The sequence below is a fragment of the Cohnella lubricantis genome, from assembly GCF_014212015.1.
Classification (GTDB): Bacteria; Bacillota; Bacilli; order Paenibacillales; family Paenibacillaceae; genus Cohnella; species Cohnella lubricantis.
The window spans coordinates 49,360-63,255 of the sequence record NZ_JACJVN010000023.1 but is presented as its reverse complement, the minus strand read 5'-3'; the positions used below and the strand labels follow the sequence as shown (position 1 = coordinate 63,255).

Annotated in this window: 15 protein-coding genes; 1 reads left to right on the top strand and 14 read right to left on the bottom strand. The window is 60.3% G+C overall.

Annotated features, from left to right (window positions below; genetic code table 11):
- Window positions 1-181: 181 nt before the first annotated feature.
- Both H4Q31_RS05920 and H4Q31_RS05915 read right to left on the bottom strand, forming a co-directional pair.
- Entirely contained in the window at window positions 182-412 is a 231-nt protein-coding gene (locus H4Q31_RS05920) for a hypothetical protein (RefSeq protein ID WP_185178156.1), read from the bottom strand.
- 148 nt (window positions 413-560) lie between these two features.
- Window positions 561-1,508, bottom strand: a complete 948-nt coding sequence (locus H4Q31_RS05915) for an ATP-dependent DNA ligase (protein WP_185178155.1) — start codon at window positions 1,506-1,508, stop codon at window positions 561-563.
- Window positions 1,509-1,590: 82 nt separating this feature from the next.
- Between H4Q31_RS05915 and ligD the strand changes: the two genes are divergently transcribed.
- On the top strand, window positions 1,591-2,484 hold the full coding sequence (ligD, locus tag H4Q31_RS05910; protein WP_185178154.1) for a non-homologous end-joining DNA ligase: 894 nt from the start codon (window positions 1,591-1,593) through the stop codon (window positions 2,482-2,484).
- A 363-nt stretch (window positions 2,485-2,847) separates the two neighbouring features.
- Here the strand turns inward: ligD and cls are convergent, their stop codons facing one another.
- The 12 genes from cls to H4Q31_RS05850 all read right to left on the bottom strand — a co-directional run bounded on the left by cls (window position 2,848) and on the right by H4Q31_RS05850 (window position 13,885).
- A complete protein-coding gene (gene cls, locus H4Q31_RS05905) occupies window positions 2,848-4,287 on the bottom strand; it encodes a cardiolipin synthase (RefSeq protein ID WP_185178153.1) in 1,440 nt (479 codons plus the stop codon).
- A gap of 232 nt (window positions 4,288-4,519) precedes the next feature.
- The gene (locus tag H4Q31_RS05900; RefSeq protein WP_311771693.1) at window positions 4,520-5,335 is read right to left on the bottom strand and encodes an ABC transporter permease; all 816 of its coding nucleotides are present in this window, start codon (window positions 5,333-5,335) and stop codon (window positions 4,520-4,522) included.
- Entirely contained in the window at window positions 5,319-6,248 is a 930-nt protein-coding gene (locus H4Q31_RS05895) for an ABC transporter ATP-binding protein (RefSeq protein WP_185178151.1), read from the bottom strand. The genes H4Q31_RS05900 and H4Q31_RS05895 overlap by 17 nt, the downstream gene beginning before the upstream one ends.
- A gap of 19 nt (window positions 6,249-6,267) precedes the next feature.
- Window positions 6,268-6,465: a hypothetical protein gene (locus H4Q31_RS05890; RefSeq protein ID WP_185178150.1), complete on the bottom strand. Its 198-nt coding sequence runs from the start codon at window positions 6,463-6,465 to the stop codon at window positions 6,268-6,270.
- 53 nt (window positions 6,466-6,518) lie between these two features.
- Window positions 6,519-7,031 (bottom strand): DUF1854 domain-containing protein, encoded by a 513-nt coding sequence (locus tag H4Q31_RS05885; protein WP_185178149.1) that lies wholly within the window; start codon window positions 7,029-7,031, stop codon window positions 6,519-6,521.
- A complete protein-coding gene (locus H4Q31_RS05880) occupies window positions 7,028-9,259 on the bottom strand; it encodes an ABC transporter ATP-binding protein (RefSeq protein WP_185178148.1) in 2,232 nt (743 codons plus the stop codon). Before H4Q31_RS05880 ends, H4Q31_RS05885 begins: the two co-directional genes overlap by 4 nt.
- Entirely contained in the window at window positions 9,259-9,732 is a 474-nt protein-coding gene (locus H4Q31_RS05875; RefSeq protein WP_185178147.1) for a S24/S26 family peptidase, read from the bottom strand. Before H4Q31_RS05875 ends, H4Q31_RS05880 begins: the two co-directional genes overlap by 1 nt.
- Window positions 9,722-9,988: a PqqD family protein gene (locus tag H4Q31_RS05870; RefSeq protein WP_185178146.1), complete on the bottom strand. Its 267-nt coding sequence runs from the start codon at window positions 9,986-9,988 to the stop codon at window positions 9,722-9,724. Before H4Q31_RS05870 ends, H4Q31_RS05875 begins: the two co-directional genes overlap by 11 nt.
- Window positions 9,985-10,785, bottom strand: a complete 801-nt coding sequence (locus H4Q31_RS05865) for a hypothetical protein (protein WP_185178145.1) — start codon at window positions 10,783-10,785, stop codon at window positions 9,985-9,987. Before H4Q31_RS05865 ends, H4Q31_RS05870 begins: the two co-directional genes overlap by 4 nt.
- 119 nt (window positions 10,786-10,904) lie before the next feature.
- On the bottom strand, window positions 10,905-11,105 hold the full coding sequence (locus H4Q31_RS05860; protein WP_185178144.1) for a hypothetical protein: 201 nt from the start codon (window positions 11,103-11,105) through the stop codon (window positions 10,905-10,907).
- Between the two features lie 29 nt (window positions 11,106-11,134).
- Window positions 11,135-12,496 carry a UDP-glucose dehydrogenase family protein gene (locus H4Q31_RS05855; protein ID WP_185178143.1) on the bottom strand — a complete coding sequence of 454 codons (1,362 nt, stop codon included), beginning with the start codon at window positions 12,494-12,496 and terminating at the stop codon, window positions 11,135-11,137.
- Entirely contained in the window at window positions 12,497-13,885 is a 1,389-nt protein-coding gene (locus H4Q31_RS05850) for a sugar phosphate nucleotidyltransferase (RefSeq protein ID WP_185178142.1), read from the bottom strand. It abuts the gene before it with no gap.
- Window positions 13,886-13,896: the final 11 nt, after the last annotated feature.

Sequence of the window (13,896 nt, the reverse complement as noted above, 5' to 3'; positions counted from 1 at the left end):
GGCTGCGACCGGTTACAGCTACCGCACGCGTGCGGGGGCGCGCTGTAACCCGGCTGCGACCGGTTACAGCTCCTGCACGCGCGCGGGGGCGCGCTGTAACCCGGCTGCGACCGGTTACAGCAGCCGCACGCGTGCGGAGGCGCGCTGTAACCCGGCTGCGACCGGTTACAGCTGCCCCTCGCTACCACAAACCCGGAAGCCTCAGCATGAGCACGCCGGCGGCGGCGTAGGCGAGGGCGATCCAGCGCACGAGCGCAGGCGGCAGCTCGGCTTCGCCTGAGCGGTCGGCCAGGCCGAACGCACGCAGGCAGCGGCGGAAGACGCGCGGATGCATGGCGGCGAACCAAGCAGACCCGATCCAGAACACGAGGAACAACGAGACGAGCGAAGACCACGCGGACGGCCATTCCATGAACGGCGTTCCCTCCAGCCATCGTAATATGCTTTATCCCTGCTAGCATATTCCGGAATACCGCTACATGTTTCAGCTAACGCATGACGGCGTGCCGATTATCTCAACATGCATTGAGATAATCGCAACGGCAACGACGGCGCCCATTCTAGACTTGGTCCATCCCGCAGTCTGCCGAAGCCACCGCTTCCGTCACCGCCTGAATGCTGGGCTGGCGCATCGTGCCTCCTTCCGTCCATTCGAGGTAGTTCACCTTGACCACCAGCCTAGGCTCCACCCACACCGCGTCGCGATTCCGCGACGGCACATTCGCGAACGGGCTCGCCGCAGCACGCAGCCCCGCCACCGTCCGGGTCAGCTCGCCCCACTCGGCGTGAGACAGCTTGCCCGTACCGGCGTGTCCGATGTAGTGCAGCTGCCCAGAAGGTGCATAGAGGCCGAGCAGCAGCGCGTTCACCGTGCCGTCCCGGTACGTCACGCCTCCGACGACTGCGTAGAGGTCACGGGTGATTTTGCGCTTGCGCCATCGGCCGTCCTTCGCATCCGGCGTGTAGAGGCTGGTCAAGTCCTTGTAGACGACGCCCTCCATCCCCCGCTCCTTCATCGCCGCGAAGAGAGCATCTCCGTCCGGGAAGTTCGCGGTCAACTGCGCATGCGAGCCGGGGAGCACCGCCTGCTCCAGCAGCCGCTGTCGGTCCGTCAGCGGCCGATCCATCACCCACTGCCCATCGAGATACAGAATGTCGAAAATCATATAAACGACCGGAATCGTCCGCACCGCCGTCTCGATGCTGCCGCTTCTGCGCAGACCGTCGCGCCGCATCACCTCATGGAAGGACGGCTTGTTCGCATCGAACGCGATCATCTCCCCGTCGAGGATGAAGGAGGACGCCGAGCAGTAGTCCTGCGTCCGTTGGAATTCCGGGTACTGCATCGTGCGGTCATTGCGCTTGCGGTTGATGAGCCGCGTCTCCTTGCCGTCGTGATAAGCGAGCATCCGGACGCCGTCCCATTTGATCTGCGCGATCCAGTTGCCGCCGTCCGGCCCGCGATCGCACACAATAGGTTCGAACGGGACGAGGGGTGTCAGATTCACGGTTGCCTAGCCACCTTTTCCACCGAAGATTGGGGAAGCTTATGAAGAGAGGAATGCGGCATCTTAACGAGGAGGAACCCCCATGGTCACCGCGACGCAGACGATCATCCGGCTTGGCAGCGAAGAGCTGCGCATCACCCATCCCGATAAGCTGCTCTGGCCCGATATGGGCATTACGAAGCTCGACTACGTGCAGAAGCTGGCGGCGCTCTCGCCTTATATGCTGCCGCACTGCGAGGGGCGCTATCTCACGACGATTCGGTATCCGGAAGGAATCGAGGGCGGAACGTCCTTCTATCAGAAAAACTGCCCTCAGCCCAAGCCGGACTACGTCCGCACCGCCGAAGAGAACGGGATCAACTACGTCGTGCTCGACTCTCTGCCGACGCTTCTGTGGTTGGGCAGCCTGTACAGCCTCGAGTACCACGTCTCCTGCGAGCGTATCGGCGACCCGCTGCCCGACCGGTGGATTCTCGACATCGATCCGTCGCTCGAAGTGGAGCCTCGAATCATGGAGGCGGCCGCGATCGTCGGCGACTTGCTGACGTCGCTCGGGCTATCCGCCGTGCCGAAGACGTCCGGCGCCACCGGCGTTCAGATCGTCATGCCGATCGAACGGGGCCCGACCTACGACGAGCTGCGCGCCTTCGGCAAGTTCGTCAGCGAATATCTGGCCGCCAAGCACCCGAAGCTGTTCACGGTCGAGCGGCTGAAGAAGAATCGCGGTACGCTTATTTATTTGGATTATTTGCAGTTTTATCCGGGGCGTACGCTGGCTGCGCCTTATACAACGCGAGCGCGTCCGGGAGCGCCGGTGTCGACTCCGCTCTCCTGGGACGAAGTGCGCCGGGACCCGAAGCCGACGGACTTCAACCTGCTGAACATCGAAGAGCGGCTGCGTGCGAAGGGCGAGCTGATCAGCCAGCTGCCGAAGCAGCCGCTGCGCGGCGTGCTGGGGACGATTGCTCGGCTGTGATTCTGATTAACGGTGCTATAGTGGGCGCTTTGTAGTGGCAATCGTTCTTCCGGTCGCTGTTCGTCCCTGGATTCCTATGATTAGATAACCCCTGGCGAGGTTGGAATCCAGGGACAAAAGGCGAACACATTCGTTCCTCCTAGAACGATTCCACTCTTTGCGCCAGTTGCTCCAACACCAGCAAACTTCAAATGCCGGTTGCACTAGCCATTTACTGACCAACCGCAACTGCCGCTTACACCAGCACTCTCGCCAGTCGCCTAAACTATTCCGCCAGAGGCAGCACTTAAAAGCAGCCCCGCATCAGCTTGCCACCCTCCCAAGCCAAGCTCTTTCACCCGTCATTCCCCGCTTTCGCTCCCCCTACAGAAGCGGCGCCAGCATGCGGGCCAGCGATTCGCCTAGCTTGCGGGAGCGCGGACGGCTGCGGAAGATGGTGAGGTTCATCTCCCGGCTATACGCCATGTCCTGTAGGAAGTCTTGCTCGAGCCGCGCGATCGTCTCCGGATGGAACAGAAAGGCGTTCGTCTCGAAGTTGCTGAAGAAGCTGCGCAGGTCGAGATTGGCGGTGCCGACGCTGGCGAGCAGGTCGTCCACGATGAGCACCTTGGCATGGATGAAGCCGCGTTCGTATTGCCAGACGCGCACGCCGGCGCTCATCATGTCCTCCATATAAGAGAGCGTCGCGGCATGTACGAAATGGGTGTCGGGAATCATCGGGATGATAAGGCGCACGTCGAGTCCGGCTAGTGCGGCGGTTCTGAGCGCCATCGCCACGGCCGGGCTCGGAATGAAGTATGGCGTTGTCAGCCAAATTCGCCGCTTGCCGGCCGAGATCGCGGCGAACAGCGTCTCGTGAATGGTGTCCGCTTTGCGGTCCGGACCGCCGGCGACGATCTGCACCCGCTCGCAGCCCGTGCATTGGTGTTCGGGCAGCCAGTGGTCCAGTACTTGCGAGCACGGCCGCTTGCCTCCGGTGGCGAGCTCCCAATCTTTGAGGAATACCTCCTGCAGGCCGTATACGGCGTCCCCTTCAATCAGAAGGTGGGTGTCCCGCCAGAAGCCGAGACGCGGGTGCTTGCCGAGATATTCATCCCCGACGTTGATGCCGCCGACGAACCCTTTGAATCCGTCTGCCACGAGGATCTTCCGATGATTCCGATAGTTCATTCGCTTGTTCATGAAGGATGGGCGCAGCGGGAAGAAGCACGCCACCTGAACCCCTGCAGCCTGCAATGGCCGATAATACGAGCTGCGCAGCCTGTAGCTGCCGATTCCGTCGTAAATAAGGCGCACCTGCACGCCTTGGCGTGCTTTGGCGATGAGCGCCTCACTGAAAGCTTGGCCCGTCTCATCGTCACGAATAATATAGGAGGCAAAGTGAATATGGTGCCGCGCCCCGCGGATGGCTTCCATCATCTCCGCATACGCGGCATCCGCGTTCGTCAGCACCTTCGTGCGGTTGCAGCCCGTGACCGGAGCCGCCCCCGATTTGCGCAGCAGCCGGAACAGCTTCTCCTGCTCCGCAAACTCGGGATTGCCCATAGTATCCGGCCCCTCGATCAGCCGGCTGCGCCGGAGCAGCTCCGAGCGGATCCGCGCATCGGTGCTCCCGCCCCGCCTCGCCCGCCGTCTGCGGCGGTACTCGCGAGCGAGAAAATAATATAGCGCGAAGCCGACGATCGGCACCGCGAACAGTATGAGCAGCCACGCCACCGCGTGCGCCGGGCGGCGGTGCTCCAAGAGCAGGATGGTCGCCGCCTGGAAGACAAAGATAAGCAAGATTAGAGCGATCCACAGCATGTTGTCGCCCCCCATTCGGCTGGCCGGCCGGCGAGCGGCTCCGCGAACATCGCTCGCGAACGGGCGGCCGGCTTCCACTTCCAGTAGCTTGGACGTAAGAGGGGTGCATCATACGCGGCGCACCGGCGGGGGAGCGTTGTGCGGCGGATACGCGAGAAGACGCCCTCCACGGCCGGCGGCCGGAAGGGCGTCTAAGTTCCGCGCATAGCGGAGACTGCTGAAGGGAGTCGTGTTACGCGGCAACGTCACGTTTGCGGAATACGGTCCAGGAAACGGCGTTGAAGATGATGAAGTACACCGCCAGCATGATCAGCGAGAATCCTAGCGTCATGTCCATATTCGGCAACGGACTGCGGCCGTCCAAATATGACGTCAGGTCCAGGTTCGCGAACAGGATGTACTTGACCCATGCCTTGTCGGTCAGAGTGAGCAATCCCGTAATCGTGCCGCCCGCGAACAGCAGGAAGATGGACAAGCCAATGGCGAGCCCGGAGCTGCGGAAGGCGGATGAGAGCATGAAGGCGAAGGAGACGACCATGACCAATTGCAGCCACTCGTACAGATAGTGCACGCCCATATATGCCCAGATGGAATGCCCCTCCATCGGAGAACTCTCCGGAATGATGCCGCCAGGGTCGGACGTGTAGCCTAAGACGAGCGCATTGATCGCCCAAGTGACCGCGAAGCAAACGATCGATTGCAGAATAGAGAACAGAAGCAGCGCGACGTACTTAGACGCCAAGATCGACGAGCGGCTCCATGGACGGATAAGCAGCAGCTTGATCGTGCCGGCGGAGAATTCGCCCGCTACCGACTCAGCTGAGATGACAACAGTGAAAATCGTAATAAGCGAGAACACGATGATCGTCTCTGTCCCCATCAGTTCCCACATATTCCCGTCGCTATCGTCCGTCACAAGCGTTAAGCCGACCGTCAGCAAGATGGGAATCAACACGATGATGCCGAGCATGATCCACGTGCGCAATCGCAGATAGATCTTCATATTCTCGTTCTGCACGAGATTCCAGAAGTTAGTCAACGGACTCACCCCCCGTTACTTCGAGGAATTGGTCTTCGAGAGACTTCGTCTTCGTCCGGATGCCGTAAACGCGGATGCCCGCTTGAACAAGCCGCCGGTTCGTCTCCGCAATCTCTTCGCGGGCTGCCGTCAAGGCGAGCTGGCCATCCGCGATGCGGACGCCGCCTTGCCCTTGCAGAACGCCTAACGCCGCATCCGTATGGTCAACCTCGAACAGCACTTCCCGCGCTTCCGTCTGCTGATGCTCGCTTGCTGCGGCACCGCGAATGGAGCGGATGTCGATCAGCTTGCCGGTCTGGATGATCGCCACGCGGTCGCACATCAGCTCCATCTCCGACAGCAGATGGCTGGAGACGAACACGGATGTGCCTTCGGCCTGGGCCAGCTGGCGCAGATAGTCGCGCAGCTCGCGGATGCCGGCCGGGTCCAGGCCGTTCGTAGGCTCGTCCAGAATGAGCAGCTTCGGACGGTGCATAACGGCCTGTGCGACGCCGAGACGCTGCCGCATGCCGAGCGAATATTTCTTGACCTTGTCGTGAATCCGGCCCTCCAGCCCGACCAATTCGACCACTTCATCGATGCGCTTGCGGTCGACTCCCGGGTTCATCCGGGCGAAATGCACGAGGTTCTGATACCCGGTCAGATACTTGTACATCTCCGGGTTCTCGACAATGGCGCCAACCTGCGACGCGGCCAGCGGATATTCCTTGCGGACGCTGTGTCCGCCAATCTCGATATCTCCCGATGTCATGGCCATCAATCCGACCATCATGCGAATCGTCGTCGTCTTCCCCGACCCGTTCGGCCCCAGAAATCCGAATACTTCCCCCGGATTGACTTCCAGAGACAAGCGATCGATAATCGTGCGGCTGCCGATGCGTTTGGTTACTTCCTGCAGTCGCGCGACTGGTGCTTGAGACATGTGCTCCCCTCCGGTAACCTTATTGGATATCGGACCTATTATACCAGTCGATGGCAGCCAATCCGGCTTTTTTAACAAAATTTAAACCAGAGCATACCGAACAAATGCCCAACGGAATCTCCGATCGGTAGAATCCTGTCTTGAACAGCGCGTGCACGCGATCGGTCTCCAGCACCTCCGAGCAGGCCAGGCAGTAGAAGCGTCTGGGTGGTTCCAAATCAAGCCCTCCTTCGTCGAAAATACAGCTTGCCCTGCCCCGATCCTCCCTGCTCACAGCCACTTGGCCAGCCGCCTCCCGGTTCTGCCGTTCATTCTCCGCTCCTCCGGAAGAAGGAACCGCTGCCCGCAAGCATCGGTCACGATTCGCTGGCCGCCCGGCATCGCCGTGACGGCTTCGTACAGCGGTCCCGTCTGGAAAGCGAAGGGTCCGCGGTCTGTCGCGACCTCCCAATGGAATTGTCCGAGCTGGCGCCGCAGCGCCGTTATCCGCTTAATGCGAGGCAGATAGGGACTCAGCCTCAATTCGCCCTCCAGCACCGCCCGGCTGGCGGACTCCATCCCGTCCAGCGACAAGAGAACGCCCCATTCCTCGCCTGTCGGCTCGCCGATCCAGATCGCAGAATCCGTGTGTGTGATGGGAAAAAGCAGTCTGGCCGCAACGGTTCCGTTCCGTCCGTCCCAGCTGGCCGCCAGCAGCCCGCCTTCTTCTTGGCGGAACCGAATCCGCGCCGGATCGATCCAGATTCGCTCTCCCGTCCCGCTCATCCCGCTCATCGCACTCATGGAACGGCCTCCTCTAACTCTCTTGCTTCTTCGCGCGCTTCAAGCAGCTGCCGGTACAACCCGTTCCGCGCGCGCAATTCGTCATGCGTGCCGCTCTCGACGATCGTTCCGCGGTCCAGCACGATGATCCGGTCCGCGTTGCGCAGCGTCGACAGCCGATGCGCGATCGCGATTGTCGTTCGGCCTTCGCTTAGCGTCTCGAGCGCCGATTGTATGTCCCGCTCCGTCTCCATATCGACGGAGGAGGTCGCCTCGTCTAACAGCAGAATCGGCGGATTAAGCAGAAGCGCGCGGGCGATGGCGATCCGCTGCTTCTCGCCGCCGGACAGCCGCACGCCGCGTTCGCCGACCAGCGTATCGTAGCCGTACGGGAGCCGCTCGATGAACGTATGCGCGCGGGCCAAGCGGGCCGCTTCCATGATCTCCATCGGCGATGCGCCGGATCGGCCGTATGCGATATTCTGCGCGATCGTGCCGTCGAACAGGAATGTCTCCTGGAACACGATGCCGATATGCCGGCGCAGATCAGCGGTCGCCAAGGTGCGCAGATCGATCCCGTCGATCCGGATGCTGCCGCCGTCCGGATCGTAGAATCTGCCGAGCAGCTGCAGCAGCGTCGACTTGCCCGCTCCCGACCGCCCGGTAATGCCGATCTTCTCTCCCGGGCGAATGCGGAGCGAGAAGTCCTCGAGTACGCTTCGCCCCTTCTCGTAGCCGAACGAGACGCGATCGACCGCGATCTCGCCTCTCGCATCCGCGAGCGGCACCGGCTTCGCCGGCTCCGGCAGCTCCTCTTGGGTGTTCAGCAGCTCGAAGATCCGGTCCGCCGAAGCGATCGATGTGTTCGCCTGGCCGACCAAGCTTAAATTCCAGCGAAGCTGGCCGATAAACATCGACAGGTAAGTCGTGAACGCGACCAGTGTGCCTAAGCTGGCGGTGCCGCGAATGACCTGCCGGCCGATAACAAGCCAGACGAGTGCGATGCCGCCCGATACCGCCAGATTGAAGCCCGGCTGCAGCCATTGCGACCACCGCTGCTGCTCGATCACCCGAGCGACAGCGGATTCGTTCCAATAGCCGAACCGGGCCTTCTCTTCCTCCTCGCGATGGAACGCTTTGATCACTCGCACGCCTTGCAGCGCATCGCCTATGTACTTCTGCAGCAAGAACTGGACATTCCAGGTGCGATTCATCAAGGAACGCATCTTCGGCCATAGCAGAGCGGCGGCCAATCCGCACAGCGGAACGGCGCAGAGCACCCACAGCGTCAACCGCCAATCGATCAGCAGCAGGACGGCGAACACCGTCCCCGTCATGACGAGCTGGGCGAGCAGCTGCGGAAGTCCTTCGCTCAGGAACGACTGCACCGAAGAGGTGTCATATTGAATGCGCCCGATGAAGGGCGCCGACGCTCGATGCTCATAGTAGCGGACGGACAGCCGCATCAGCTTGTCGAACATATCCTCGCGTATACGGCTGATCATTCGGTTGCCGATGCGAATGCTGATCGAGCTGCGCAATACTTGGAAGGCCGCCTGAAGCACGTATACAGCCAGCAGCATGCCGATCAGGCCGGCGAACCGCGCCTGAGATGAACCCAAGACGCCGCCGTCGATCATCAGCTTCATAAGATAGGGAGGCAGCGCCTCTAAGCCGACGCCGATGAGCAGCGCGGCCCCGGAGAGCATAAGCGGCTTGCGATACGGAGCCGCGTAGCGCAGCAATCCGGACAGCACTCGAAGCCGCTTGGACATGGCTGTCCGCAGACTCCGCCCGGCAGGACGGGCTGCTCCCGCTTCCGCTTGACCCGCATCCGAGGCTGGCTCTGCGGAGCCATTCGCTGACTCTCCATCCGAATCCGAAGCCTCCTTCGCCCACTGGCCGATCCGTTCGGCGATAGCCGTCAACTCTCGGATGCCGGACAGCAGCGCCATCGCAAGCCGTATCTTGGTCCCGTCGGTCAGGCTCAGCTCTAGCCAAGCGCCGCCTCCGGTCTCCCGAACAGCCGCGCCGGACGACAAGCTGCGGGGAATGCTCCGCAGCAGCTCGCCATTCGGCCCTTGGACGTCCAGCGAATGCTTGCGCAGCACGAGCGTCCGCGGTTCGCTGACGCCGGTCTCGGATAGGGGGGTGCTCCACTGCGCCAGAACGTCGGTCAAGCCGGCCTTCTCTCGCAGCCGCGCCGCTGTGCCGTACGCCGTTAGCCGCGATTCCATCTTCGCAGCCATCACGCGCCGCTCCCTTCCGTGAAGCCGCTTCGCCCGCCGGACGAGATCCGCCGTGAGAGGTAGGCGAACAGCTTCAGTGCGCGCGGGATTCGCACGACGAGACGGGACCACAGGCGCCGTCCAGCCGCGCGCTCCTCGATCGTCTTGCCCCGGCGCTTCAATTCGGCCAGCACGCCGATAATATGGGCGCCAGTCACGGGAACGTCATAATGGGGGCTGCCGTCTCCGCGGAATTGGAACCAGTCCTCCCCGCCTTTGTACTCGACGGTATGAAGCCGGTGGGAGTAGAGCAAGCCTTCGCTGCTGACGACGAGCCCGATCTCTCCAATCGCCAATGGACGCTGAAGGGGGATGAACCGGCACTCATCTCCGGGAAGGATATAGGGATACATGCTGAATCCGGATGCCGGAAGAATAACCTCTCCCCGTCGTTCCATCAAGGCGCTGAACGTTCGAAGCAGCTCATCCCGCACGATGAATCAGCCCGATCTCTATCATCTGATCGAGGAAGAGGGCGACATCTTCTCGAATGCGGTGAGCTTCGGCGCCATCGAATTCGCCGCAGATCCTCTCCGCCACTTGCTCGAGCGTCCTATTCTCAGACAGCAGCTCCCAAATTCGGCCGCCGGTCTCGTTCAGCTTGGTAACGGCCAATGTCTCCTGATTCAGAAGGATCGTCTCTCCGTCTATCTCGAGCACCTCCACCGCCTGATGCCGCCGATAGGTCATGATATGGCCTCCCAGAACAAATCATTTTTCTGAAAATACAGCTCGTACGCCGGAACCCGCTCCACCAGCGTCTTGCAACGCTGAATAAGTCGCTGCGTCTCCAACGGATCCTTCTGCCAATGCACGATCTTGTTTAATAGGTTCAATAGAGCTTCACTTCGGCTGATCTGCCGGCTGCGAATATCTAGGGATTGCTTGATCAAGTAGATACCTCGAAGCGGATACGGCCCCGCCGCGGTATGCTCCCGGAAGTCGTTCCGGAACGGTGAATCGTGTACGAGTACGCCGCCATCGCGCGCAATCTCTACGATCGAGGTCTCATCCGCCAGCAGCGGGCGAGGCCTCGACATGCCGGCGATCGTCGTCTTCCCAGCGCCGGACAAGCCGGCGAATAGGTAAGCCATGTCGTCGTGTACGACGCAGGACGAATGGATGATGACGCCCCAGCCGTGCTGTTCAAGCACTCGGCTGTACCAATTCAAGAGCGCCGTGCGTAATCCGAAATAGTCATGGAACCGAATCGACGTCCGCCGGCCGTCCGCGCTTGACTCGATTCGATAATCCGTGCGGACCGTGACCGTTGCGCCGTCCGCGCTGGGCTCGAATCGCACCGGATCAACACCTTCATATGGCGCGCCGAATCCGCCGGCGACCGCGACTTCGTAATCCGGCTCTAATCCATGCTCTATAGATAGCCAATGATCGCCGATCGTAAGCTCGACCATCCGCTCGGCCTCTTCGCCATCGATCCGGAATCGTATGAGATGGCTGCCGATCCGCTGCCAATGCTCGAACACGGGAAGTCCTCCTTATAAAGAGAGAGGGAAAGAAAGATAAGCTCTTTCTCTCCCTCAGGCTAGCGAAGCTTGTACGCTTCAGGTCTATGGACAACCGGTTTATACCCGTCTGCCGTCCATTACTTCTTGCCCCAAGGCCACCAAGGCCACCAGGGCCAGCCCCAGTTGCCGCCTCCGCCGGGAGGCCACCCGCCGCCTCCTCCGCCTCCGCCTCCGCCGGGAGGCCATCCGCCGCCTCCATGGCCGCCGGACGGATTGGTGAAAGTCTCGAAGACAACCTTCTGATGAAGGATGATCTCGGGCTTAACATACGATCTCATATTCGATCACCTCGCTTTTATGATCTATTCTAGGATACGATATGTATCAAGTCAATACGGTTCGTATCTTGTTCGAGGTTTGCTTCATATTGCGTGTGGGCGGCTCTCCCAACCGAATAGGATTGATAGCCAGCCGATTCGAGCTGTTCCTGCGTGTAGACGTTCCGCCCGTCGATCATCACGCGGCTCTTCATCGCAGCCCCAGCCTGCCTAAGATCGAGTTCCTTGAACTCGGGCCACTCCGTCAGCAGGCAGATCGCGTCGGCGCCTTCAGCCGCCTCTATCGCACTGCCGCAATAGGCAACCGCATCGGTGCCGATCATCCGGCGGAAGTTATCGGCGGCGATCGGGTCATACGCTCTCACGATCGCACCGCGGACGATTAGCTCGCCGATAATATCGAGCGAGGGAGCCTCGCGAACATCGTCCGTATTCGGCTTGAAGCTCAGCCCCCACACGGCGATCGTCCGGCCTTGCAGTTCTCCTAGCAATTGTTCCAGCTTGATAATGACCTTCATTCGCTGCTCGCGATTGACCTCGACGACGGACTTGAGCAGCTTGAAATCATGCTGAACGTTACCGGCGAGCTGAATGAGCGCTTGGGTGTCCTTCGGGAAGCAGGAGCCGCCGTATCCGATCCCCGCCTGGAGGAAGGAGGACCCGATTCGCTTGTCATAGCCCATCCCTTCGGCTACCCGGGTGATGTCGGCGCCTACCTTCTCGCATATATTCGAGATTTCGTTAATGAAGGAGATCTTGGTGGCGAGGAAGGCGTTCGAGGCGTATTTGATCATCTCCGCGCTCCGAATATCCGTTATTAGAATATTGGCGGTCAGCGGCGCATGAAGCTCGGTGAGCGTCTGCCTGACGCGGTCGCTCAGCGTGCCGATCACGATTCGGTCCGGAGCCATCGTATCGCGAATCGCCGTGCCTTCCCGTAGAAATTCAGGAACGGATGCGATGTCGAACGAATAGCTGGCATGCTGGGCGATGATTCGGCTGACCGCCTCATTCGTTCCCACGGGGACGGTGCTCTTCGTCACGACGATCTTGTAGCCATTCAAGGCGCGACCGATCTCTTCCGCAGCCTTCTTGATGTAGCTTAGATTGGCTTCCCCGCTCGGAAGCGATGGGGTTCCTACTGCGAGAATGACGATGTCCGATCGCTGCACAGCTGCCGTTAGGTCCGTGGTGAACGTTAGCCTCTCTGCAGCCGAGTTGACTTCGATCAGCTCCTTGAGACCCGGCTCATAGAAGGGAACCTCCCTACGGCGCAGCTTGTCAATCTTCTCCGCGTCCAAGTCGACGCAGACGACTTCATGGCCGAGCTCGGCGAAGCACACGCCTGATACGAGGCCTACATACCCGGTACCGATAACCGCTAATCTCATCTATCCCAACTCCTGAATTTGTTTGGCTAGACTAATAATCTCGCTCCAATGGCGGTAGATTCGGACGACGTCCTCTTCTGCCAGCTCGCTGCCATGCTGAATCTCGATGAACTCGATGTCCGTCACCGCGCGAATCGAATGCCTCGTGCCGCCAGGGATAGAGATGACATCGCCGGCGCTCACCGTCCGATAGTCCGCATTGATCACCACTTCCCCTTCTCCCGCGATGATCGTCCAGACTTCCGTTCGCATCCGGTGATATTGGTAGCTTAAGTTCTTGCCGGCCTTCACGAGTATCCGCTTGGTCAACACCTCCGTGCCATTCGGATATTGGAGGAAATCGACGATCTTGTAGGAACCCCACCTTCGCTCCTCGAACATCGGCCGCTGCAGCCAATGGGCGGACAAGTCTTTGACGCGCGAACTAGCCGGCTTGTCGGAGACTAGAATGCCGTCCGGACTAGCCGCTACGACCGCATTGGCAAGCCCGATGACCGCGATCGGAATCTCCAGTTCATTAATGAGATGCGTGTTATGGCAATCGTCCGTAATGAAGCCTTTGCCCGACACTGCATTGTCCATCTCTTGGGTCAGCGACTCCCAAGTCCCCAGGTCTCTCCATTCACCTTCATAAGGAACGACGACGATCCGGTCCAGCTTCTCGACGATCGCATAATCGAAGCTAATCTTCGGAAGCCGCTTGTACTGCTTGCTCATCTCCTCGTACTGGATGGGCAGATTCATGTCGATTAATCTGTCGATGATCCGGCCCAGTTTAAATGCAAAAACCCCGCAATTCCAAAGCGCTCCTTGATCGATCAAGGCTGCCGCTTCTTCTGTGCGGGGCTTCTCTTTGAAGCACTTCACATCGTATTCATTCATCGGACTCGAGGGAGAGTCTGCGTCCGGAACGATGTATCCGAGATGCTCGGAGGGCTCGGTTGGAACGACCCCCATTAAAGCAAGTTCCGCATCCGTTCGGCGAAGCGCCTCTTCAAGCCTCTTCATCGTCTCGAAGAAGCCGGCGCTCACGTATGGGTCGACCGGCATGATCGTAATGACTTCATCGACGGATACCCCAACAACGGAATATAGATATACAGCCGCCAGCGCGATCGCCGGGAACGTGTCTCTTCGCTCGGGCTCTTCGATGATCGGAGCTTCCGTCCCAAGTTGGTGCAGGATCAGCTCCGTCTGGGGTTTGCCGGTCGCTATGTATCGCCCTTCGCCGAAGCCGGCTTCCTCAAGCTGTCTCCAGACACGCTGCACCATGGACTCCGTGATGCCTTCCGGGTTCTTGATCAGCGGCAGGAATTGTTTGGACCTTAGGTCGTTGGACAGCGGCCATAATCGTCTGCCCGAGCCGCCGGAGAGAAGCACGATTTGCACGGGATCGCCTC